Here is a 20,628-nt window from a genome sequence, read left to right as displayed (position 1 = left end):
ATGGCGGAGGACAAGCCCGATATCGCCTGGCGCGTCGTCGGCGGCCTGGTGGGGCTGGTGACGGCGTGGGCGGCCAGGAAGGTGCTCGGGTTCGCCTGGAAGAAGGCGACCGGCAAGGAGCCGCCCATCGACACCGACTCGCCCGAGGTCAGCATGGGTGAGGCGATCGGTTACGCCGTCGTCATGGGGGTCGGCATGTCCGTGGCGCAGATCGTGGTCAACCGGACCGCCAAGAAGCGCTACGACGCGTGGAAGTCGCTGAAGCAGGTGACTCCAGGGCAGTGAGGAACTCACTGGCCCAGCGGTCCACGTCGTAGGTGGCGACCCGGCGGCGCATCGTGCGCATCCGCCGGGCCAGCTCGTGCGGCGTGGCCCGCATCGCCGCCAGCATCTGCCGTTTGACGTCCTCCACGTCGTACGGGTTGACCAGGTACGCCTGCCGCAGCTCGTCGGCGGCCCCGGCGAACTCGCTGAGCACCAGCGCCCCGTGCAGGTCGTGGTGACAGGAGATGTACTCCTTGGCCACCAGGTTCATCCCGTCGCGCAAGGGCGTGACGACCATGACGTCGGCGGCCAGGTAGAGCGCCGCCAGCTCGTCGTGGCCGTACGACTGGTGGAAGTACCACACCGGCTGGTAGCCGAGCTGGGCGTGCTCGCCGTTGATCCGGCCGACCTGCAGCTCGATGTCGTCGCGCAGCCTCTTGTACTCGTCCACGCGTTCCCTGCTGGGCGTGGCGATCTGCACGAACACGGCCTCGCCCGGCCGCAGCCGGCCGTCCTTGAGCAGCTCGCCGAAGCCTTCCAGGCGCTGGCCGATGCCCTTGGTGTAGTCGAGCCGGTCCACGCCGAGCAGCACGTGCTCGGGGTCGCCCAGCTCGACCCTGATCTCCTTGGCCCGGTCCACGATGCGCGGCTCGCGCACGAGCGAGTCGAGCTGCGCGAAGTCCACGGAGATCGGGAAGGCCTGGGTGGTGACGATCCGGTCGTCGAGGAAGATCTCGTTCCCCTTGTACGGCAGCCCGAGCAGCCTGCGGCACAGCCGGCGGAAGTTCGAGGCGCCGCCGGGGAGCTGGAAGCCGACCAGGTCGGCGCCGAGCAGCCCTTCGACCAGCTCCTTGCGCCACGGCAGCCGCCAGAACAGCTCCGTGGGCGGGAACGGGATGTGCAGGAAGAACCCGATCCGCAGGTCGGGCCTGAGCTTGCGGAGCATCGCGGGCACGAGCTGGAGCTGGTAGTCCTGCACCCACACGAGGGCGTTCTCCTCGGCCGCTTCCGCGGCGGCCTCGGCGAAGCGCTGGTTGACGCTGCGGTAGGTCTCCCACATCTCCCTGTCGAAGACGGGCGTGGCGACGACGTCGTGGTAGAGCGGCCACAACGTGGCGTTGGAGAAGCCCTCGTAGTAGAGCTCGACCTCACGGGCGGACAGCGGGATCGGGATGAGGCTCATCCCGTCCTGCTCGAACGGCTCCAGCTTCTCGTCGGGCGCCCCGTGCCAGCCGGCCCAGGCTCCGTGGCGGCGCTGCATCACCGGCGCTATCGCGGTGACGAGGCCGCCAGGACTCCTGCGCCACGAAGCCGTTCCGTCTGGCTCGATCGTGCGATCGACCGGCAACCGGTTCGCGACGATCAGAAACGAGCTACGGCCACTCAACGCAGTCCTCCTATGGGGTCACATATCAGGAAAGCCGCCTAGCGCACGGCTCACAGCAGCCGCCACCGACTCCGGCCCCGCATGGGGGATGATCGCGGCGATGTGGGAATCGGGCCTGATGAGCCATGCCTCATCCGGCCCGGCGCCGAGCCTCTCAGCGAGCGAGCCTGTCCCATCCATCTCCGCGAGCCCGCGTACGGCGAGCGGCGCCGTAATGACCTTGCCCAGGACCTGCACAAACAAACTCGAATCGCACATATCGCCCAGTAGGACCAGGAATCCATCCCGGGTGTGCTGCCGCAACCGGCCCCCGGGGAGCGGCAGATCGGGCAGGATCACGCCGGGCGCGGGCGTGCACAGCGCCCCCTTGGGCGGCCGGCCCAGGAACGGCCGGGCCGGCTCGGGCGTGGTGAGCGGCGAGTCCACATACCAGAACGGCTCGGCGAAGCGCCCCGAGTCCACCTCCTCGATCCGCCCGCCCTCCAGCGCCGCACGCCTGCGCATCCGCTCCTCCACCGTTCCGGGCGCGAGGAAGCGCATGGTGGCGGCGGTGACCTCCAGGTTCTCCAGCGCGGCCGCGTGCCGCTCGGCGTGGTACGACTCCAGCAGCCCTGGCCCCGCCCAGCCGTTGAGCGCGAAGGCCAGCTTCCAGGCGGCGTTCTCGGCGTCCGGCACCCCGGAGTTCAGCCCTCGCGCGCCGAACGGGGCCACCAGATGGGCGCAGTCGCCCGCCAGGAGGACCCGGCCGACCCGCATGCGGGAGGCGAGGCGCGAGTGGAACCGGTACGTGCTGTGCCAGAGCAGCTCGTACGGCCGCTCGCCAATGATCTGCCTGATTTTTCGCGAAATATCAGCATCCGTCGGGATGAAGTCGGGGGCGATCTGCCAGTCGATCCGGTACGTCCCCCCAGGGCAGGGGTGGATCAGCACCTGGCGGCCGGGGTTCCAGACGGGGTCGAACCAGAAGCGCCGCTCGCTCTCCCAGCCCGGCAGGTCCGCCTTGATGTCGCAGATCAGGAACTGGTCCTCGAACGTCTCCCCGGAGAACGTCACGCCCAGCGAGTCGCGGATCGCCTGCGCCCTGGCGCCCGCGCAGACCAGCACGTACGACGCCCGCAGCAGCCGCTGGCCGCAGTGCACGGTGACGCCGGAGTCGTCCTGGCTCAGCCCTGTGACCTCGTGGCCCCAGCGCACCTCGATGAGCGGCTGGGCCGCGATGGCCTCGTCGAGAAGCTGCTCCGTGCGCGTCTGGGAGATGTTCACGCACGGCGGCAGCGGCCCCTCGCGCTGGAACGTCCAGGAGAACAGCTCGCGCTCGCGGTAGTAGGTGCGGGCCGTCGTCCAGGCCAGCCCCTCCTCCGCCACCCCGCCCGCCCCGGCGGCGGCCCAGATGTCGAGCACGTCGCGCTGCTGGCAGATGGACTTCGACCCGCCGCGCCCCCGCTCCGGCCGCTGGTCCAGCACCAGCACCGGCACGCCCCACCGGGCCAGCAGCAGCGCGGCGCTCTGCCCGACCGGCCCGGCCCCGACCACGATGACCTGGTAGTCGTTCATGACTGCAGCTCGTCCCACACCTGGCGGTCGCGCTCGGCGGTCCAGACACGCGGGCGCTCGACGCCGTGCAGCTCGTCCCAGAGCCTGGAGACGTTGAACGGCAGGCAGTGCTCGAAGATCGGCCAGCGGCCGTAGCGGGGCTCCAGGGCGGCGTGCGTGCGCTGGAACGCCTCCTTCAGCGACCCGGCCGCGCCCGTCTCGCGCAGCATCACGGCCAGGAAGTCGCGCGTCTGCCCGATGGCCGACTCCACGCCCTCCTTGCCCCTGGCCACCGCGCCCCTGCCGCCGACCAGCGTCTGCGCCCCGAGTGAGGCGACCCGGTCGAGCGTGCCCGACGACCAGTCGCGGTGGAAGGCGTCGCCGGTGTAGAGGGCCGCCTGCGACTCGACGAGGTCGCCGGCGAACAGGATGCGCTGCCGGGGCAGCCACGCCACCAGGTCGCCCTCGGTGTGGCCGCGCCCGCAGTACTGCAGCACCAGGTCGCCGCGCCCGCCGCCCAGGTCGATCGTGAAGCGGTCGCTGAACGTGGCCGTCGGCCAGGTCAGGCCGGGGATCGAGGCGGGTTCCCTGAACAGGCGGGGCATTCTGGCGTACTCGCTGGCCCAGTCCTGCTCGCCGCGCTCGGCGATCAGCTCGCGGGTCTTCTCGTGCGTGACGATCACGTCCGCGCCGAACGCCGAGGCGCCCAGCACGCGGACCGCGTGGTAGTGCGACAGCACCAGGTACCGGATCGGCTTGGTGGTGTGCTCGCGCAACCTGGACAGCCACTCGCGGGCCGCGACCGGGGTGGCCAGCGCCTCGAAGCAGACGAGGAAGTCCTCGCCCTCGATCGCGCCCACGTTCGGGTCGCCCTCGGCGGTGAGCGCGTACACGCCCTCCGCGAGCACCTCCAGGACCTGCTTCTTCTCGCCGAGGTCCGCCGACGAGGCGAACGGTTTGGCCATCGCTCCTCCTGCCATCCGGGCGTAGCTCCGTCACAGGCATACCCCGCGGCGCCGCTCGCGCCCTCTTGACAGGCCAGTCGGGCGATGGTGTGTTTACCGAACATTCGGTCAGTTGACGAGGGAGATCGTGTTGGAGAGCGCGCGCCGCATGATGGACGCCGACACCGCCTCCGCCGCTCTGGGCATCGAGCTGGCGGAGCTGGCCGAGGGCCGGGCGGTGTGCCGCATGACCGTGACCGGCCAGATGGTCAACGGCCACGGCCTGTGTCACGGCGGGTACGTGTTCCTGCTGGCCGACACGGCGTTCGCGTGCGCGTGCAACACCTACGGCCCCGTCACGGTGGCGGCGGGCGCCGAGATCGCGTTCGTCTCCCCAGCCCGCGCCGGGGACGTCCTGGTGGCCGAGGCGGCCGAGCGCACGCGCTACGGCCGCAGCGGCATCTACGACGTCACCGTGCGGCGCCCCGACGGTCAGGTGGTCGCGGAGTTCCGCGGCCGGAGCCGGGAGTTTAAGTGAAACTTGGAGATCCCCCCGCCGCGCACGAGCTCGACCCGATCGAGCGCGTCTCCCGCGACGAGCTCATGGCGCTCCAGCTCGAACGCCTGCAGCGCACCCTGCGCCGCGCGTACGAGAACGTGCCGCTCTACCGGGACAAGTTCGACCGGGCGGGCGTGCATCCGAGCGACTGCAAGGAGCTCGGCGACCTGGCGAAGTTCCCCTTCACCACGAAGCAGGACCTGCGCGAGTCCTACCCGTTCGGCATGTTCGCCGTGCCGCGCGAACAGGTCGCCCGCATCCACGCCTCCAGCGGCACCACGGGCCTGCCCACGGTGGTCGGGTACACCAGGAACGACCTCGACGTGTGGGCGGAGGTGGTGGCCCGCTCGATCCGCGCCTCCGGCGGGCGGCCCGGCGACATCGTGCACGTGGCCTACGGCTACGGGCTGTTCACCGGCGGCCTCGGCGCGCACTACGGGGCCGAGCGGCTGGGCTGCACGGTGGTGCCCGTCTCGGGCGGGATGACGCCGCGGCAGGTGCGGCTCATCCAGGACTTCCGGCCCAGCGTGATCATGGTGACGCCGTCGTACATGCTGGCCCTGCTGGACGAGTTCGCCGCGCAGGGGCTCGACCCGCGCGAGTCGTCGCTGCGCGTCGGCATCTTCGGCGCCGAGCCGTGGACCGAGCAGATGCGCGCCGAGATCGAGAACCGCTTCGACCTGCACGCCGTGGACATCTACGGGCTGTCGGAGGTGATGGGCCCCGGCGTGGCCAACGAGTGCGTCGAGACCAAGGACGGGCTGCACATCTGGGAGGACCACTTCTTCCCGGAGACCGTGGACCCGTTCACCGGCGAGCCCGCCCCGCAGGGCGAGCTGGTCTTCACCACGCTCACCAAGGAGGCCATGCCGGTCATCCGCTACCGCACCCGCGACCTGACGCGACTGCTGCCCGGCACCGCCCGGCCGGCCTTCCGCCGCATGGAGAAGGTGACGGGACGCACCGACGACATGATCATCCTGCGTGGCGTGAACGTGTTCCCGACCCAGATCGAGGAGCTGGTGCTGGGCGTCGACGGCCTGTCGCCGCACTTCCAGCTCCGCCTGACGCGGCCGGAGCGGCTCGACGTGATGACGGTCAGGGTCGAGGCGCGCCCCGGCTTCCCCGGGCGGCGGGAGGCGGGCGAGACGCTGCGCAAGGCGGTCAAGGACACCGTCGGCGTCAGCGTCGAGGTCGAGGTCGTGGACCCCGAGACGCTGGAGCGGTCGGTCGGCAAGCTCAAGCGGGTCGTCGACCAGCGGAAGACCTGACCCCATGACCACCGCGAAACCCGCCCGCCGGCGCGGGCGCGGCCACGACCCCGAGTCGGTGCTGGCCATCGCCGTGGACGTGTTCAACGAGCGCGGCTACGACGGGACCAGCATGGCGGAGCTGGCCAGGGCGCTCGGGGTCACCAAGTCGGCCATCTACTACCACGTGCCGGGCAAGGAGCAGCTCCTTGCCCGCGCGCTGGAGCGGGCGCTGGACGGGCTGTTCGCGCTGGTGGCCGACCCGCGTGCCGCCTCGGGGGCCGCGATCGACCGGCTGGAGTGGGTGCTGCGGCAGAGCGTGCGCATCCTGGTGGAGCGGCTGCCGTACGTGACGCTGCTGCTGAGGGTGCGCGGCAACAGCGTGACGGAGCAGGCGGCGCTGGAGCGGCGGCGGGAGTTCGACCGGTTCGTCAGTCACCTGGTCAAGGAGGCGGCGGCGGAGGGCAGCATCCGGGCCGACGTGGACCCGGCGCTGGTGACGCGCCTGCTGTTCGGCGCGGTCAACTCGATCACCGAGTGGTACCAGCCGTCGCGCGGCGCCTCGGCGGACGTCCTGGCTGAGACGCTGCTCACCATCATCTTCGACGGCCTGCGCTCCCCTAGGGAGTGAGCTCGTCGTGCCCTTGGTCCTGGGGCAGTGAGGGGCGCTTGACTCGCAGGTCGCCGCGGATGGCCTCGCCCAGCTTCTTGGTGGCCAGGCGGTTGAGCGCGCCACCGGCGATGGCTCCGGTGAGGAAGGGCCCGAAGGTGGTCAGATGGCGCCCCAGCGTGCGCATGAGACGGTTGCGCAGGGCGGTCTTGGTGGCGGCTCCCAGTGCCAGCGAGACGGACGCGGGCGCGAGCGGGTCGATGCCGCGCTGTTTGGCCCAGGCCGCCGTGAACGCGACGGCGCGCTGGGTGCCGGAGCCCTGGACGCGTACGCCATAGACCTCGTGCAGCTCGGCCAGCATCTTGACCTCGATGGCGGCGACGACGATGGTCTCGGCGACGAGCTGGGCGGGGGCGGAGAGCAGGAGGGGTGGCGCGGCGAACTCGGCCGCTGCCAGTGCTCCGCCGATAGCGCCGACCGTCATCGTGGCCTTCTGCGCGGTGCGCACGAGGTCGTCGGCGAGCTCTTCGCCGGTCAGGCCGTGATGATGCTCGGCAAGGGTGTGCAGATCTCTGATCGGGATGCGCGGCGCGATGTTGAGGAAGACGTCGGCCAGCCAGCGGCCCCGGCCGATGCCGGTTTCCCTTGCCCTCTTGGCCCCGGCGGACAGCGCCTGGGCTAGTCGGCCGAGCAGCTTGCGCCGCTCGGCCGGCTCGAGCTCACCGGGAGCGGTGAGCCTGCCAACGAGCTCGCCGACCTCATGTTCGGGGTCGGCGATCTCACTGCCTGGTTGCTGGTCTTTCTCTGGTGCGGCCACGCGGTGCCTCCGTTTTGTCTTGGTCGCGATCGCTCAGGGTGTGCCGTTCGCGCGCCCCGGGCTCCTTCGCTCCAGGATTTAGGCGGCGCACTCCCGGCAGACCTGCTGGCCGTTCTTCTCAGAGGCCAGCTGGCTGCGGTGGTGCACCAGGAAGCAGCGCGAGCAGGTGAACTCGTCGGCCTGACGGGGGATCACCCGCAGGGAGAGCTCTTCGTTCGACAGGTCCGCACCGGGCAGTTCGAGCGACTCGGCCAGGTCGGTCTCGTCGATGTCGATGCTGCCAGACGACTTGTCGGTGCGCCGCGCCTGAAGCTCCTGGAGGCTGTCCTCCCCCAGGTCGTCGTCTGTCTTGCGCGGGCTGTCGTAGTCGGTAGCCATTGTGCTTACTCCATCCCCCTCATCTATATGTCTTCGCGCTCATCGCGCGTCTTCTAACGTCCGGGAAGCCCATCTTGTGCCCGTTCCGTCGGGGAGATTTCCCATCGGTACCCCGCGGAAACGGACAACGAACCTCCCAACACGTCAGGGCCTGCTGCCGACGGCAATGGTTAGCCAAATATGGCGAAACCCACAGCCTTGGCGTCATGCACCACCGTGTTCGACGGCACATCCAACCACATGTGCGGCGTGGATGAGACGCCCCCCGTGACTCAACACGCACACGAACGCGACAGAGCGGCCCAGCCGGTCATCGCAACGGAAGCCGAATGGTCACGACCAGCCCTCCACCATCGCGCGGCACAGCGGTGACGTTCCCGCCGTGCGCCTGCACCACCGCACGGACGATGGACAGCCCCAGACCCGATCCCTTGGCCGAATCCACGCGGTCCGCGTGAAGCCTCCTGAACGGCTCGAACAGGCTGTTCACCTCGTACGCCGGCACATGCTGTCCTGTGTTGGCCACCTGAACAACCAAGGCACCGTCCGCCATTCCCGTTCGGATCCAGACTTTTCCGTTTTCGGGAATGTTGTACTTGACGGCGTTCTCCAGCAGGTTGCTGACAGAGCGTTCCAGGAGCACCGGATCGCCGATGGTAGGCGCGCTGACCAGTTCGGTGGAGACCGTTACGCCGTGCTCTTCAGCGAACGGCGTCACCTGTTCCACGGCGGTCTGGGCGACCTCCATGACGTCGAGGGGTTTGCGCACGGCCAGCTCGCGTTCGCTCCTGGCGAGCAGCAGCAGGCCCTCGATGAGCTTCTCGTTGCGGGCGTTGACCTCCAGGAGGGTGCGGCCGAGGGCCTTGAGGTCCTGGGAGGCCTCCGGGTCGGACAGGGCGATCTCCAGGACCGTCCTGTTGATGGTGAGGGGGGTGCGCAGTTCGTGGGAGGCGTTGGCGACGAATCTGCGCTGGGTGTCGAAGGCGACGTTGAGGCGGGCGAGCATGGCGTCGAAGGTGTCGGCCAGTTCCTTCAGCTCGTCGTTCGGGCCTTCGAGGGCTATGCGCTGGTGGGCGAGCGTGCTCTCCGACAGCTTCCTGGCCGTCGCGGTCATCTGCGCCACGGGCCGCATCGCTCGGTCGGCGATGAAGTAACCGATGATCAGCGCCAGGATGCCGACGCCCACGAGCGCCATCACCGAGCTGGTCAGCAGGGCGTCTCTGGCGTTCTGCACCGCCAGCTTCTGGAAGCTCTGCATGTACTGCTGGAACTGCGCGTCCAAGGTGGGCGGCAGGTTGGTCTCGAAGATGGGCCACGCGGCGCTGATGGCGTTGCCGACGATGGCGTAGACGGAGAACAGCAGCGCGGCCGCCGCCGCGAAGACCAGCGCGCTGTAGGTGATCGTCAGCCGCCAGCGGATGCTCACCTTGCCGGGAAGCTCCTTCACACGCTCCATGGTGGAGCGTGGAGCAGGCCGTTGCGTCGGCGGGGGCGGGCCGTCCCAGGCGGGCGGACCCTTGGGCGGCGGCGCCTCCTGCACACGCGTCGCTCTCCTGGCGGAGTGCGGACTGATCATCGGATGCGTCGGGCCCGCCTCGCGGTCTGACCGTTCACTCACAATTTGTACCCAACCCCGGGCACAGTCTCGATCACCTGAGGCTCGCCCAGCTTCTTCCGCAGCGTCATCATGGTCACACGGACCACGTTCGTGAAGGGATCGATGTTCTCGTCCCAGGCCTTGTCCAGCAGGTCCTCCTGGCTGACGACGGCCCCTTCGGCCCGCATCAGCTCCTCCAGGACCGCGAACTCCTTCTTGGTCAGCACGATCTCCCTGCCGTCGCGCTCCACCAGCCGCTTGCCGGGGTCGAGCTTGATCCCGGACCGCTCCAGCACGGGCGGCAGGGCGGGCGCGGAGCGGCGGCCCAGCGCGCGGACCCTGGCGACCAGCTCGATGAACACGAACGGCTTGGCCAGGTAGTCGTCGGCGCCCAGGCCGAGCCCCTCCACCTTGTCGTCCACGTCGCCCGACGCGGTCAGCATGAGGATCCGGGAGGCGGTGCGCTGCTCCACCAGCCGGCGGCACACCTCGTCACCGTGCACCACGGGCAGGTCGCGGTCCAGCACGATGACGTCGTAGTCGATGTAGGAGGTCCGTTCCAGGGCGCCGCCGCCGTCGTAGGCGACGTCCACCGCCATGGCCTCGCGCCGCAGCCCCGTCGCGATCGCGTCGGCGAGCACCCGCTCATCCTCTACAACCAGCACCCGCACGCCGGTACACCTCTCTCCGATTCTGGGCACTCATTCTGCCCACAGGCTCGATAAGCGCACGGTAAGGCATGTTCAGGGGTCGGTGACGTAATCGTCAGGCAGAGCGGCGCGAAATTCATGTTTCGGAGGGCGACAACCCGGGGTATGCCTGCGGGACACCCCTTGCCCGGTCTTCATCCGGCAATGGGAGACTTCGCCCCCTGCACGAGTCGAACCCCCCAGAGAGTAGGTGAGATGGGCGAGTTCACGACCACGATCGAACACCGCCTCGACCAGGCTTACAAGGGCCTTCGGGAGGCCCGTAGCGCCGGCGACGACTACCTCGCCGACACCCTCACCGCCGAGATCGAGGACCTGCGCCGGCTGGCCGACGATCACGGCATCCCGTTGCCCCGCTGACCCCGTACGAAACGGCCGGAGCCTTTCCGGCTCCGGCCGTTTCGTCACCACCGGGCGCGTGGTCAGGAGTCGCGTTCGGGATCGAGCGGCGCCAGCAGGTCGTGCAGCTCCTCGAACAGCCCGGGAGCCGCGCACACCGCGTAGCTCGGGCTGACCGGACGGCCGTTCAGCCCGCCGAGCCTGGCCCCCGCCTCGGTGGCGACCAGGCCCGCCGCGGCGTAGTCCCACGGGTTGATGCCGCGCTCGTAGTAGGCGTCCACCCGGCCGGCGGCCAGCGAGCACAGGTCCACCGCGCATGATCCGCCGCGCCGGATGTCCCGCACGCGGGGCAGCACATGGGCCACCACCTGTCCCTGCACCTCGCGCCGGCCTTTCAGGTAGCCGAAGCCGGTCGAGACCAGTGCCTGCGCCAGCGGCACCCCGGTGTTGCAGCGCAGCGGCGAGCCGTTCAGCCAGGCGCCCCGGCCGCGCGCCGCGGTGAAGACCTCGCCGCGCGCCGGCACGTTGACCACCCCGGCCACGACCTCGCCGCGCACCTCGACGGCGATCGACACCGCCCAGTCCGGCAGGCCGTACAGGAAGTTGACCGTGCCGTCGATCGGGTCGACGATCCAGCGCACGTCGGACTCGCCGGGCTCCTCGCCGCCCTCCTCGCCGAGGATGCGGTCGTCCGGCCTGGCGGCCAGGACGCGCTCGCGGATGAGCTCCTCCGAGGCCTTGTCCAGCGTGGTGACCACGTCGGTCGGGCTGGACTTGGTCTCGATCTCGCCGGACATCGTGGGCCGCTTGGCCAGCAGCATGTCGCCGGCCTCGCGGGCGATGTCCTCGGCGAGCGTCAGGAAGTCCGTCATCACGCCACCGAGTCCGGGCGCTTCCACTCCTGGCCGAGCACGTGCTGGCCGAGGAAGGCCAGGACGGTCTCGTACCAGGCGATGACGTTGCCCGGCTTCAGGATCCAGTGGTTCTCGTCGGGGAAGTACAGGAACTTGGCGTCCACCTCGGTGCGCCGCAGGTCCCACCACAGCCGCAGCGCCTCGCCGATCGGCACCCGGTAGTCCTTGTCGCCGTGGATGACGAGCATCGGGGTGGTGATCTTGTCGAGGGCGTTGTGCGGCGACAGCAGCTGGTAGCGCTCCGCGCCGGGCAGGCCGAACTCGCGCTGCCAGTACATCGCGGCGTCGGTGGTGCCGGAGAACTGGTCGAGGTTCCACAGCGAGGCGTGGGTGACGATGGCCTTGTAGCGGTCGGTGTGACCGGCGAGCCAGTTGGCCATGTAACCGCCGAACGAGCCGCCCATCGCGGCGACGCGCTCGCTGTCGATGTCGTCCCTGGCCAGGGTGGCGTCCACGATCGCGTCGAGGTCGGCCTGGGTGCGCGGGCCCCAGTCGCCCCAGCCGCGGTCGATCATCTCCTGGCCGTAGCCGGTGGACATGCACGGGTCGGGCATGAGCACCGCGTACCCGTGCTGGGCCAGGATCCACGACTGCCAGCGCCACTGCCAGTCGTTCCAGGAGCCGAGCGGGCCGCCGTGAATGAACAGCACGAACGGGGCGGGGTTCGCGGCGGAGGCGCCCTCGGGCAGGGCGAGCCAGCCGCGGATGGTGGTGCCGTCGTCGGCGGTGGCGGTGACCTCGGTGAGCGTGCCGGGCACCTCGGGGCGCGGCGCGGGCGTGGGCAGGTCGGCGATCTCGCCGGTGGCGGCGTCGATCCTGGCCGGGGCGGGCGCGAGGTTGACGGCGCTGCGCAGGGCGTAGATCCAGCGGCCGTCGGGCGACGGGTTGAGGCCGAGGTAGGAGGCGTCGTCCTGGGTGAGCCTGGACAGCTCGCCGTCCAACGGGACGCGGAAGACGGGGCGGCGGCCCTGGTGGTCGGCGGCGACGTAGACGGCCGAGGAGTCGGGCGCCCAGTCGACGTCCGAGGGGAACAGATCGCCCGCGTACGCGCGGCCCTGCCCGGTGGCCAGGTCGGCGATCCACAGCTCACTGCGGGCGGAGACGTCAAACCCGGTGAGCCGGTCGCGGGCGCAGGCCAGCTTGGTGCCGTCGGGCGAGACCGCCAGCGGCCCGGTGAAGTCGTAGGCCTCGTCGGACAGCAGCACGCGCCGCTCGCCGGTGGTCACGTCGATGGCGACCAGCTCGGTGCGCAGCTCGCCCTTCGGCAGGGGGACGCGCCAGGTGGCGATCACGGTGCTGCCGTCGGGGGTCAGCTCGAAGCCGCCCTCGCGCAGCGCGTCGCCCGCGTCGGGGGTCAGGTCGCGCACGTCCTCCAGGCGGTCGGCGCCGAGCCTGGCCGCGAACAGCCTGGGGCGGCCGGGGCCGAGGTCGTGGTCCCAGTAGCGGACGGGGTAGCTCTCGTGCAGGATCGCGCTGATGCCCGCCTCCTTGCGGGCCTTGCGCCGCTCCTCGTCGGCCGACTCCTCGCCGTCGAGCACGTCGGCGACGAACACGACCACGTCGCCTGCCGTCCGCACGCCGCCGATGCCGCCCGGCCTGGTGGCCACCTGGCGGGCCTCGCCGCCCGCCCGCGGCAGCAGCCACAGCGCGGGCACCTCCTCGCCGGCGTCCTTGACCGTCGGGTCGGGGCGGGCGGAGGTGAACAGCACGTCGCCCCCGGCGGTGAAGACCGCCGCCGACTCGCCCTTGGCCGAGCGCGTCAGCCGGTACGGCTCGCCGTCCAGCGGGACGGCCCAGAGCGCGGTGCCGTACGACTTGCCGTCGGGGTTGAGGGATTGCACGGTGGAGATCAGCCTGGATCCATCAGGCGAAAGCCGCAGAGAAAGGACCCGGGGAATGGCCACATAGTCACGAATGTCGTTGAATGCGCTCACTCGATCGAACCTACCTCGCAGAAGGGACCGTCGACACTCCCGCATAGGGTTGTCACGTGGGAATTTACGACGCCTTGCTGGTCCTGTCGTTCGGCGGCCCGGAGGGGCCGGACGACGTGATGCCGTTCCTGGAGAACGTCGTGCGCGGCCGTGGCGTGCCGCGTGAGCGCCTGCTCGAAGTGGCGGAGCACTACCAGAGCTTCGGCGGGGTCAGCCCGATCAACCAGCAGAACCGCGACCTGATCGAGGCGCTGCGCCCGGTCCTCGACGTGCCGGTCTACTGGGGCAACCGCAACTGGCACCCGTTCGGCGAGGACACCGTGCGCCAGATGCACGCCGACGGCGTCAGGAAGGCCGCCGTCTTCGCCACCTCGGCGTTCGCCGGCTACTCGAGCTGCCGCCAGTACTACGAGGACATCAAGCGCATCTCGTTCGAGGGCGGCCCCGAGCTGATCAAGATGCGGCACTACGGCGAGCACCCCGGCTTCGTGGCGGCGATGGCCGACCACACGCGGGCGGCGCTGGAGCGGCTCGGCCGCGACGACGCCAGGCTGGTCTTCACCGCCCACAGCATCCCGGTCACCATGGCCGAGACCGCCGGCCCCGAGGGCGGCCTGTACGAGGCGCAGCTGCGCCGCAGCGCCGAGCTGGTCAGCCGGGCGCTGGGCCGCGCCGAGCCGTGGGACCTGGTGTGGCAGTCGCGCAGCGGCCCTCCGCAGGTGCCGTGGCTGGAGCCGGACGTCTGCGACCACCTGCGCAAGATCGAGGCGCCGGCCGTGGTGCTGGTGCCGATCGGGTTCGTCTCCGACCACATGGAGGTCGTCTACGACCTCGACACCGAGGCCAGGGCGGTGGCCGCCGAGCTGGGCCTGCCGCTGGAGCGGGCCGCGACGGCGGGCACGCATCCGCGCTTCGTGGAGATGGTGCGCGAGCTGATGGCGGAGCCCGAGCCGGTGCCCTGCCCGCTCACCTGCTGCCCGCCGCCGAAGCGGCGGCCTCACGCGTAGGTCTTGGCGTACGCCTGGGCGATCCCCATGACCTTGTTCACGTAGTCCCACGAGTGGTTGTAGAACCAGATCGCCTTACGGAGCCTCTCGCCGCCCTGCCCGGCCTTGTTGGCGCACAGGTAGTTCGCCGCGCCGGGCACGGCGTCGTAGGGGCTCCAGATGTCCTTCTTGCCGTCCCCGTCGCCGTCCACGCCGTAGTGCTTCCAGGTGGCGGGCATGAACTGCATGGGGCCCAGCGCGCCCGCGCTCGACGGCCCGTTGTTGCGGCCGTGGCTGCTCTCCACCTGCCCGATCGCGGCCAGCACCGTCCATGACAGCCCGGGGCAGCGGGTGGCGGCGGCCTTGTAGAGCTCCAGGTAGCTGCTCGGCCGTCCCACGCTGACCTGCTGCTGCTGTTCCTGGGCGGGCTGCTGCTGCTTGGGGGTGCGCGCGGCGGCGTCCAGCACGACGACCTGCGCGCCCTTGCCGAGCAGCTTGCGCACGCCCGCCTCGCCGATCGTGCCCTCCTTGCCGTGCAGCAGCACCGCGACGCCCTGCGCGAACCCGAGCGTCCTGCCGACCTCCGCGCTGACCAGCCCGTCCACGCCGGTCAGCCCGAGCGAGGCGGAGGCCGCGACGCGCAGCCTGGGCCCGCCGTCCACCTGGTACATGGCGCCCAGCACCATCCCGTACTTGCGCATCGCGCCCGCGTCGGCCACCAGCTCGCCCCTGGCCAGCGCGCTCCACACGGCGGGCTGGTCGGCGACGGGCTGCGGCGTCCACGAGCGGAAGCCGGACGGGTCGACGGCCAGCAGGTTCAATCCGGTGCCCGAGACCTTGACGGCGCCCGCGTCGACGATCGTGACCTTCTGCACGTGCTTGAGCTTGGCCAGCTTGAGCCTGGTCTCCTTGGGCACGGTGCCCGGGGCGATCGCCAGCACGCGGGCCGGTGTCGAGGTGACGCCGGGGCCGCCCGCGCCGAAGTCCTTGACCGGCTCGGTGGTGGGCACGAGCTGGTCGAGGCGGGGCGCCGCCACGTCCGTCCGCAGCGGGGTGGCGCGGGGCCTGGCGCGTACCGGCTCCTGTGCGCTGAGCAGGTCACCGTCCATGATCACGACGACACCGCCGGCCGCCGCGGTGACCGCGAGCACGGCGGTGACCATGAGCATGACCGCGCGGACAGTGGGAAGACCGGACACTCGGGACACGTTAACTCACGCCAGCCCGAAACCACTTGCGATCCCGACATATGTACGCAATGGTTAGCTGCTTTGAGTAAGGGGGAAACAGCGTGGTCGGGCCTTACCGGGGGTTGTTCGAAAGGCCCGGCACGAAGGCGTTCGTGCTGGCGGGGCTCCTCGGCCGGATGCCGATGTCCATGCTCGGCATCGGCGTCATCCTGCTGATCACCGGGCTGACCGACAACTACGCCACCGCCGGCGCCGTCGGCGCCGCCTCCAACCTGGCCTTCGCCGCGGCCGCCCCGCTGTCGGGCCGGCTCGCCGACAGGTTCGGGCAGAGCCGGGTGATCCCCCCGTTCGCCATCGTCAACGCGCTGGCGCTGGCCGCTCTCATGCTCTCGGCGGGGAGCGGGCTGCCCGAGTGGACGCTGTACGCCTCCGGGCTGGTCATCGGCGCCACCTCGCTGTCGCTGGGCTCCATGGTGCGGGCCCGCTGGTCGGTGATCCACGGCGGCACGGACCGGCTGCACACCGCCTTCGCGTTCGAGTCGGTGGCCGACGAGGTCGTCTTCGTCACCGGGCCCGCGCTGGTCACGGTGCTCGCGACCACCGTGAACCCGTACGCCGGTCTGATCGTGGCGCTGGTCTGCATGCTGATCGGCTCCCTGGCCCTGGCCGCGCAGCGACGCACCCAGCCGCCCGTGCAACTGGTCAAGTCGTCGGGGGGCACGCCGATCCTGATCCCCGGCGTCGCCCTGCTGGCGGCCGTCTCCCTGGCGCTGGGCGCGATCTTCGGCTCCATCGACCTGATCACCGTGGCCTTCGCCCAGGAGGAGGGCGTCAAGTGGGCCTCGGGGTTCCTGCTGGCCTCGTTCGCGGGCGGGTCGATGGTGTCCGGGCTCTGGTTCGGCTCGCGCAGCTGGCGGATCTCGCTGCGCGCCCGGTTCGTCCGGGCGCTGGTCCTGTTCGTGGTGGGGCTGCTGCCGATCCTGTTCATCGGCAGCCCGGGGGTCATGGCGGCGGCGCTGTTCCTGGCGGGGTTCGCCATCTCGCCGACGCTCATCACCTGCTTCTCCCTCACCGAGCGGCTGGTGCCGCAGTCGCTGCTCACCGAGGGCATGGCGTGGATCTCGACCGCGATCACGCTCGGCGTGGCGCTCGGCTCGTGGGCGGGCGGGCAGCTCACCGAGACGTACGGGGCGTCCGACGCGTACCTGTTCTCCATCGTCGCCGCGGCCGTCGCCGTGGTCGTGGGCATCGGAGGTTCGGGTTTGCTGAGACTTCCCGCGGCGCCTTCACCCTCGCAGAGCTGATCCGCTACGGTCGGGACATCCCTCGCAACACCCATCACACTGGAAGCACTAGTTATGTCCCGACAAATCAGTTCACTTCTAGCTATCGCGGCTGTTTGCGTCACCCTTGCTCCCGCGCCGGCCTTCGCCCAGGCGCCGAAGAAGGAGCCCGTCGACTGCGAGCAGGTCAAGTGCATCGCGCTGACCTTCGACGACGGCCCGGGCAAGTACGCGGGAACGCTGCTGGACACGCTGAAGAAGTACGACGCGAAAGCGACGTTCTTCCTTGAGGGCCAGTACGTGAAGAGCCGCCCCCAGTACGTCAAGCGCATGGCCGCCGAGGGCCACGAGCTCGGCAACCACAGCTACAGCCACCCCGACTTCACCAAGAGCGAGGCGGCGACGATCAAGAGCGAGATCCAGAAGACGCAGGACGCGGTGAAGAAGGCGGCGGGCGTCGAGCCCAAGCTGCTGCGCCCGCCGTACGGGATGGCCGATCTCCAGGTCGCCGACATCGCCGCGGAGTTCGGCATGCCGATGATCCTGTGGACCGCCGGCTCGCAGGACTGGAGCTCCAAGAACGTCGACGCCATCCAGAAGCAGACGCTGGCCGTGGCCAAGCCGAACGCGATCATCCTCATGCACGACTGGGTGAAGCAGACGGTGGACGGCATGCCCGCGCTCATCAAGACGCTGCAGAACAAGGGCTACCACCTGGTCACGGTCTCGGACGTGGTCAAGAACGAGAACCTCGAACCCGGCGACATCTTCCCCGTTCCCGCCGGATGGGAGAAGTGAGTATCGTTCGCGTCTAACCGGAACTGAAGGGGTGCCCGTGGCCTTCGTTAATTGGGCGCGCAACCAGTCGGGCACCCCTGCCGAGGTACGCACCCCGTCCCGGGTCGAGGACGTCGTGCGCGCCGTGCGGGACGCCGCCGCCACCGGGCGGCGGGTCCGCATGGCCGGCACGGGCCACTCCTTCACCGGCGTCGCGCTCACCGACGGGATCATGCTCGAACCGGACGCCCTGACCGGGGTCAGGGCCTGGTCCGGCGACCGTGTCACCGTGCTGGCGGGCACACCCCTGCGGGTGCTCAACGAGCTGCTCGACAGCCGCGGCCTGGCCCTGGCCAACATGGGCGACATCACCGAGCAGACCGTCGCCGGCGCCATCCAGACCGGCACCCACGGCACAGGACGCGACAGCGGCGGCCTCGCCGACCAGGTCATCGAGCTGGAGCTGGTGCTCGCCGACGGCTCCGTCGCCTCCGCCGCGCCCGGCGAGGACCTGTTCGACGCCGCCCGCGTCGGGCTGGGCGCGCTCGGCATCCTGACAGCCGTCACCCTGCGCGTCGAGCCCGCCTTCCTCCTGCACAACCGCCGGCGCAAGCTCGCACTCGGCGACGTCATCGCCTCACTCGACGAGCTGACCACCGCCGAGCACCTGGACTTCTTCTGGCTGCCGCACACCGAAGCCTGCCTGGTCAAGACCAACAACCGCAGCCCAGGCCCGGCCAGGCCGCCCGGCGCCTTCCGCCGCTGGCTGGACACCGTCTTCCTGGAGAACACCGTCTTCGGCGCCGCCTGCGCCCTCGGCGCCCGCCTGCCCGAGCTGATCCCCCGGATCAACGCGCTCAGCGCGGCGGCGCTCGGGGACTCCGAGTCGGTGGACGTGTCGTACAAGGCGTTCACCGCGCGGCGGGACGTGCGGTTCCTGGAGATGGAGTACGCCGTGCCGCGCGAACGCCTGTCACAGGCGCTGCGCGAGACGCGCGACCTGATCGAGCTGATGGACTGGAAGATCACCTTTCCGGTGGAGGTGCGGGTCACGCCGCCCAGCGACGCCTGGCTGTCCACGGCGTACGGGCGGGAGTCGGCCTACCTCGCCTGCCACGTCTACCGGCCCACCCCGAACCCCGCCTACTTCGAGGGCGTCGAGGAGATCATGACCCGGCTCGGCGGGCGGCCCCACTGGGGCAAGCTGCACACCAGGGACGCCGCCTACCTCGCCAAGGTCTACCCCCGCTTCGCGGACTTCGCCGCGCTGCGCGACCGCCTGGACCCCGGCCGCCTGTTCACCAACCCCTACCTGGACACCGTCCTCGGCCCCTAGCTCGCCGGGACGCCGTCCCCCCGCTGCTCGCCCTGCTCCCCGTGCTCCCCGTGCTCCGGCACCCCCTCGGACTCCTCCTCCTCTTGGGTCGGCGGGGCGCTGGACGTGGCCTCCTGCGACGGCTCCACCGTGTCCGACGGCGTCGGCGCGGGCGTCGGCGTCGGCCGCACGCTCGGCGACCCGCTCGGCGTGGGCTTCGGAGTCGGCGTCGGATCCGGGGTGAACGTCTCGGGCACCGGGTAGGCGGGCTCCTCGGTCCCCGTCCACGTCCGCGTCTCCCGGGTGGCCGGAGCCTGCTCCTCCTCCTGCCGCTTCTGCTGGGCCTTGGCCGGCGTCTTGCCGGTGACCTGCTCGTGCACGGTCTGCTGGGCCGCCGCCTGGTAGACCAGGATGCCGCCCATGCTCACGCCGAACACGATCGCCGCCGCCGCGCCGACCTTCAGCCACGGCAGCCTGAACGCCGCCCGCCGGACCGCGGGCATGACCAGGGTCGTGTCCCGCTCCTCCTCGACCGGCTCCCCCCGCCGGTTCTTCAGCGGCGCGTGCTGCTTGACCCGCTCGCCCGTCTGCTTGAGATAGTGCGTGTAGACGGCCGTCGCGACCGTGCTGGCGACGCTCACCACCGCCGCCCCGATCACCGTGCCCGCCACGCCCAGATACGACGCCGCCACCGCCGCCGTCACCGCGGCCAGGGCGCTGCCCAGGATCTGCGGCATGCTCAGCTCGAACTTCCGCTGCTCACCGCTCATCCCCCGGATCAGTCCTTCCTGGCCATGCGTTCGGTAAAGAGCTGTCTCGTGAATAGACGCGAGTGCGTGTCCTGTTGTTCCTGTGACCTGCGTGACAGGCATCCTTCTCACTCGTGCCCCGACGACTCGGCCTGCCCTCCGTATACCTCGCCGCGGCCGTGGCAACGGCCGCCACGACCGCCGTCCCTCTCGCCATGACACCCGCTGCGGGACTTTCCCTGCACCCCGAACAGCCGGAGCCCGCCCGGCCCTACATCGTCACCGCCCGTGACCGGGAGGCCGCCCGCGACCTCGTCGGCGAGGTGCGGTGGCGGGTGCGCCGCTACTACACCTCCGCGCTGCCCGGCTTCGCCACCTTCCTCACCCAGGGCGAGCTGGACGAGCTGCGCGCCGACTCGCGCGTGCGCACCATCGAGCCGGACCGCCAGATCCACCCCATGGCCGTGCGCTCCACGGAACGCGCCCCATCGGTGCGGGCCGGTGGGGCGGGCACCACCGTGTACGTCGTGGACAGCGGCGTCGCCATCCGCCGCCCCGCGCTCGACGACCGGGCCTGGCGTGCCTTCGACGCCACCGGCGGCACCGGGCGCGCCTGCGGCGACCACGGCACCCGCGTCGCCGCGCGCACCCATGCCGTCGCCCCCAAGGCGGGCATCGCCTCCGTGCGGGTGCTCGGCTGCGGCGGCTCGGGCACGCTCGCCGACGTGCTGGCGGGGCTCGACTGGATCCACCGGCACGCCCGCGGCCAGTCCGTCGCGCTCCTGTCCACCGACGGCGCCGACTCTCCCGCCCTCGCCAGGTCCGCGCGCTCACTCGTCCGCTCGGGCGTGTTCGTCGTCGGCGCCGCCAACGGCGACGCCTGCCGCCTCGCGCCCGACGGCCGGGTCTTCTCCGCCCACGCCCCGTACCTCGCCGGAGTCGCCGCCCGCCATCTCGAACGTCATCCGAACGCCGACCCCGCCACCCTCTCCGCCTGGCTGAACTGCACCACCGCCCGAGGCGCGATTCGCCAGAACCCGTCGAGGCCAAATAACCTCCTGGTACGCAACGGCGGGCTCTAGAGGGATGGAC

21 protein-coding genes are annotated in these 20,628 nt (G+C 70.7%); 10 read left to right on the top strand and 11 right to left on the bottom strand.

Features of this window, described 5'->3' with window-relative positions; genetic code table 11:
• On the top strand, window positions 1-285 hold the full coding sequence (locus FXF51_RS11415; protein ID WP_148434265.1) for a DUF4235 domain-containing protein: 285 nt from the start codon (window positions 1-3) through the stop codon (window positions 283-285).
• Here the strand turns inward: FXF51_RS11415 and FXF51_RS11410 are convergent.
• From FXF51_RS11410 to FXF51_RS11400, 3 genes are read right to left on the bottom strand one after another with little or no spacing between them, the layout of a single operon-like run.
• A complete protein-coding gene (locus FXF51_RS11410) occupies window positions 218-1,651 on the bottom strand; it encodes a trehalose-6-phosphate synthase (RefSeq protein WP_148434264.1) in 1,434 nt (477 codons plus the stop codon). The two genes, FXF51_RS11415 and FXF51_RS11410, sit on opposite strands and share 68 nt — an antisense overlap.
• 18 nt (window positions 1,652-1,669) lie before the next feature.
• Window positions 1,670-3,205 carry an FAD-dependent monooxygenase gene (locus FXF51_RS11405; RefSeq protein WP_148434263.1) on the bottom strand — a complete coding sequence of 512 codons (1,536 nt, stop codon included), beginning with the start codon at window positions 3,203-3,205 and terminating at the stop codon, window positions 1,670-1,672.
• Window positions 3,202-4,149 carry an MBL fold metallo-hydrolase gene (locus tag FXF51_RS11400; RefSeq protein WP_148434262.1) on the bottom strand — a complete coding sequence of 316 codons (948 nt, stop codon included), beginning with the start codon at window positions 4,147-4,149 and terminating at the stop codon, window positions 3,202-3,204. Before FXF51_RS11400 ends, FXF51_RS11405 begins: the two co-directional genes overlap by 4 nt.
• Before the next feature lie 148 nt (window positions 4,150-4,297).
• On the opposite strand from FXF51_RS11400, the gene paaI reads away from it, so the two are divergent.
• Genes paaI through FXF51_RS11385 form a run of 3 tightly spaced genes read left to right on the top strand, consistent with a single transcriptional unit; the run spans window position 4,298 to window position 6,568 of the window.
• On the top strand, window positions 4,298-4,666 hold the full coding sequence (gene paaI / locus FXF51_RS11395; RefSeq protein ID WP_148434466.1) for a hydroxyphenylacetyl-CoA thioesterase PaaI: 369 nt from the start codon (window positions 4,298-4,300) through the stop codon (window positions 4,664-4,666).
• Window positions 4,663-5,958: a phenylacetate--CoA ligase PaaK gene (paaK, locus tag FXF51_RS11390; protein ID WP_262379436.1), complete on the top strand. Its 1,296-nt coding sequence runs from the start codon at window positions 4,663-4,665 to the stop codon at window positions 5,956-5,958. The genes paaI and paaK overlap by 4 nt, the downstream gene beginning before the upstream one ends.
• A 4-nt stretch (window positions 5,959-5,962) precedes the next feature.
• Entirely contained in the window at window positions 5,963-6,568 is a 606-nt protein-coding gene (locus tag FXF51_RS11385) for a TetR/AcrR family transcriptional regulator (RefSeq protein ID WP_148434261.1), read from the top strand.
• On the opposite strand, the gene FXF51_RS11380 is transcribed toward FXF51_RS11385, so the two are convergent.
• The 4 genes from FXF51_RS11380 to FXF51_RS11365 all read right to left on the bottom strand — a co-directional run bounded on the left by FXF51_RS11380 (window position 6,558) and on the right by FXF51_RS11365 (window position 10,010).
• Window positions 6,558-7,364, bottom strand: a complete 807-nt coding sequence (locus FXF51_RS11380; RefSeq protein ID WP_262379435.1) for a hypothetical protein — start codon at window positions 7,362-7,364, stop codon at window positions 6,558-6,560. The two genes, FXF51_RS11385 and FXF51_RS11380, sit on opposite strands and share 11 nt — an antisense overlap.
• A gap of 78 nt (window positions 7,365-7,442) precedes the next feature.
• The gene (locus FXF51_RS11375) at window positions 7,443-7,742 is read right to left on the bottom strand and encodes a DUF4193 domain-containing protein (protein ID WP_020542847.1); all 300 of its coding nucleotides are present in this window, start codon (window positions 7,740-7,742) and stop codon (window positions 7,443-7,445) included.
• A gap of 310 nt (window positions 7,743-8,052) precedes the next feature.
• The gene (locus tag FXF51_RS11370) at window positions 8,053-9,318 is read right to left on the bottom strand and encodes a sensor histidine kinase (RefSeq protein WP_148434463.1); all 1,266 of its coding nucleotides are present in this window, start codon (window positions 9,316-9,318) and stop codon (window positions 8,053-8,055) included.
• Between the two features lie 38 nt (window positions 9,319-9,356).
• Entirely contained in the window at window positions 9,357-10,010 is a 654-nt protein-coding gene (locus tag FXF51_RS11365) for a response regulator transcription factor (protein WP_148434260.1), read from the bottom strand.
• A 234-nt stretch (window positions 10,011-10,244) separates the two neighbouring features.
• On the opposite strand from FXF51_RS11365, the gene FXF51_RS60715 reads away from it, so the two are divergent.
• A complete protein-coding gene (locus FXF51_RS60715) occupies window positions 10,245-10,409 on the top strand; it encodes a hypothetical protein (protein WP_181449058.1) in 165 nt (54 codons plus the stop codon).
• Window positions 10,410-10,471: 62 nt separating this feature from the next.
• On the opposite strand, the gene FXF51_RS11360 is transcribed toward FXF51_RS60715, so the two are convergent.
• Both FXF51_RS11360 and FXF51_RS11355 read right to left on the bottom strand, forming a co-directional pair.
• Window positions 10,472-11,260: an inositol monophosphatase family protein gene (locus FXF51_RS11360; protein WP_148434259.1), complete on the bottom strand. Its 789-nt coding sequence runs from the start codon at window positions 11,258-11,260 to the stop codon at window positions 10,472-10,474.
• On the bottom strand, window positions 11,260-13,281 hold the full coding sequence (locus tag FXF51_RS11355; RefSeq protein ID WP_148434258.1) for an alpha/beta hydrolase family protein: 2,022 nt from the start codon (window positions 13,279-13,281) through the stop codon (window positions 11,260-11,262). The genes FXF51_RS11360 and FXF51_RS11355 overlap by 1 nt, the downstream gene beginning before the upstream one ends.
• 11 nt (window positions 13,282-13,292) lie before the next feature.
• Between FXF51_RS11355 and FXF51_RS11350 the strand changes: the two genes are divergently transcribed.
• Complete coding sequence (locus tag FXF51_RS11350) at window positions 13,293-14,243, top strand: ferrochelatase (RefSeq protein WP_148434257.1); 951 nt, start codon at window positions 13,293-13,295, stop codon at window positions 14,241-14,243.
• Here the strand turns inward: FXF51_RS11350 and FXF51_RS11345 are convergent.
• Entirely contained in the window at window positions 14,234-15,421 is a 1,188-nt protein-coding gene (locus FXF51_RS11345; protein ID WP_148434256.1) for a lytic transglycosylase domain-containing protein, read from the bottom strand. The two genes, FXF51_RS11350 and FXF51_RS11345, sit on opposite strands and share 10 nt — an antisense overlap.
• 92 nt (window positions 15,422-15,513) lie before the next feature.
• On the opposite strand from FXF51_RS11345, the gene FXF51_RS11340 reads away from it, so the two are divergent.
• Genes FXF51_RS11340 through FXF51_RS11330 form a run of 3 tightly spaced genes read left to right on the top strand, consistent with a single transcriptional unit; the run spans window position 15,514 to window position 18,808 of the window.
• The gene (locus tag FXF51_RS11340) at window positions 15,514-16,716 is read left to right on the top strand and encodes an MFS transporter (protein WP_148434255.1); all 1,203 of its coding nucleotides are present in this window, start codon (window positions 15,514-15,516) and stop codon (window positions 16,714-16,716) included.
• 54 nt (window positions 16,717-16,770) lie between these two features.
• Complete coding sequence (locus tag FXF51_RS11335; protein ID WP_148434254.1) at window positions 16,771-17,493, top strand: polysaccharide deacetylase family protein; 723 nt, start codon at window positions 16,771-16,773, stop codon at window positions 17,491-17,493.
• 37 nt (window positions 17,494-17,530) lie between these two features.
• Window positions 17,531-18,808, top strand: a complete 1,278-nt coding sequence (locus FXF51_RS11330; RefSeq protein ID WP_148434253.1) for a D-arabinono-1,4-lactone oxidase — start codon at window positions 17,531-17,533, stop codon at window positions 18,806-18,808.
• On the opposite strand, the gene FXF51_RS11325 is transcribed toward FXF51_RS11330, so the two are convergent.
• A complete protein-coding gene (locus FXF51_RS11325) occupies window positions 18,805-19,557 on the bottom strand; it encodes a hypothetical protein (protein ID WP_148434252.1) in 753 nt (250 codons plus the stop codon). The two genes, FXF51_RS11330 and FXF51_RS11325, sit on opposite strands and share 4 nt — an antisense overlap.
• A gap of 113 nt (window positions 19,558-19,670) precedes the next feature.
• Between FXF51_RS11325 and FXF51_RS11320 the strand changes: the two genes are divergently transcribed.
• Window positions 19,671-20,618 carry a protease inhibitor I9 family protein gene (locus FXF51_RS11320; RefSeq protein ID WP_148434251.1) on the top strand — a complete coding sequence of 316 codons (948 nt, stop codon included), beginning with the start codon at window positions 19,671-19,673 and terminating at the stop codon, window positions 20,616-20,618.
• Window positions 20,619-20,628: the final 10 nt, after the last annotated feature.

The sequence above is a fragment of the Nonomuraea sp. PA05 genome, assembly GCF_008086045.1.
Classification (GTDB): Bacteria; Actinomycetota; Actinomycetes; order Streptosporangiales; family Streptosporangiaceae; genus Nonomuraea; species Nonomuraea monospora.
The sequence above is the reverse complement of the archived record's forward strand: the minus strand, read 5'-3'. Positions and strand labels throughout refer to the sequence as shown.

What these genes read in the sequence shown, in the direction of transcription:
- FXF51_RS11415 (WP_148434265.1), top strand. Translation starts at nt 1, where the DNA reads ATGGCGGAGGACAAGCCCGATATCGCCTGGCGCGTCGTCGGCGGCCTG.
- FXF51_RS11405 (WP_148434263.1), bottom strand. Translation starts at nt 3,205, where the DNA reads ATGAACGACTACCAGGTCATCGTGGTCGGGGCCGGGCCGGTCGGGCAG.
- FXF51_RS11400 (WP_148434262.1), bottom strand. Translation starts at nt 4,149, where the DNA reads ATGGCCAAACCGTTCGCCTCGTCGGCGGACCTCGGCGAGAAGAAGCAG.
- paaI (WP_148434466.1), top strand. Translation starts at nt 4,298, where the DNA reads ATGATGGACGCCGACACCGCCTCCGCCGCTCTGGGCATCGAGCTGGCG.
- FXF51_RS11385 (WP_148434261.1), top strand. Translation starts at nt 5,963, where the DNA reads ATGACCACCGCGAAACCCGCCCGCCGGCGCGGGCGCGGCCACGACCCC.
- FXF51_RS11375 (WP_020542847.1), bottom strand. Translation starts at nt 7,742, where the DNA reads ATGGCTACCGACTACGACAGCCCGCGCAAGACAGACGACGACCTGGGG.
- FXF51_RS11370 (WP_148434463.1), bottom strand. Translation starts at nt 9,318, where the DNA reads ATGATCAGTCCGCACTCCGCCAGGAGAGCGACGCGTGTGCAGGAGGCG.
- FXF51_RS60715 (WP_181449058.1), top strand. Translation starts at nt 10,245, where the DNA reads ATGGGCGAGTTCACGACCACGATCGAACACCGCCTCGACCAGGCTTAC.
- FXF51_RS11360 (WP_148434259.1), bottom strand. Translation starts at nt 11,260, where the DNA reads ATGACGGACTTCCTGACGCTCGCCGAGGACATCGCCCGCGAGGCCGGC.
- FXF51_RS11355 (WP_148434258.1), bottom strand. Translation starts at nt 13,281, where the DNA reads ATGCGGGAGTGTCGACGGTCCCTTCTGCGAGGTAGGTTCGATCGAGTG.
- FXF51_RS11335 (WP_148434254.1), top strand. Translation starts at nt 16,771, where the DNA reads ATGTCCCGACAAATCAGTTCACTTCTAGCTATCGCGGCTGTTTGCGTC.
- FXF51_RS11325 (WP_148434252.1), bottom strand. Translation starts at nt 19,557, where the DNA reads ATGAGCGGTGAGCAGCGGAAGTTCGAGCTGAGCATGCCGCAGATCCTG.